The sequence below is a fragment of the Streptomyces sp. DH12 genome, assembly GCF_020873895.1.
GTDB lineage: Bacteria > Actinomycetota > Actinomycetes > Streptomycetales > Streptomycetaceae > Streptomyces.
On the sequence record NZ_JAHWGT010000754.1, the window covers coordinates 1 to 493 of the forward strand.

General features: G+C 74.6%; 1 protein-coding gene. It reads right to left on the reverse strand.

What is annotated here, in order from left to right; genetic code table 11:
• A partial coding sequence (locus LPA54_RS36895; protein ID WP_228984849.1) for a hypothetical protein occupies positions 1-493 on the reverse strand: 493 nt, incomplete at both ends.

A 493-nucleotide genomic window follows, 5' to 3' on the forward strand; every position in this document is an offset into this window, starting at 1 on the left:
GGCCGCTCCGAGCAGGTCGATGACGCGTCCGGCCCACCGCCGGAACCTGCCCAGCGGCGGAGAGGGGTGAGGGCTCGGCGGGTTCCTCCAGTGCGGGAAGGGCCCCGGCCTGGGCTTCCAGCCCTCGTCCTGGAGCCGGAGGAACTCCGGGTGGTGACGGGCATGGCCCAGGCGGCGGGGCGCCAGCCGCCGCCACGGCAGCCGGCCTCGCCGCATGACGATCCAGAGGAGCCCCGGCAGGCAGGCGACGGCCGCCCAGATCGCCGCGACCACCCGGTCCCCGGTCGACGCCGGCAGGATGCCGAGGAGTTGGTCCAGCCGGCCACTCGCCCCATAGGCGATCAGCGCGGCCACGGAGAGCCCCGCCGTCGTCTGCTCGATCTGATGCCCGGTGTGACAGCGCGGGCAGCGTGGCACCTGGACGACTTCCTGGTGCCACGTGGTGCGCAGGACGACGATCCACGGGGTCATGGTGGTGTCGGCGCCCCGGTGC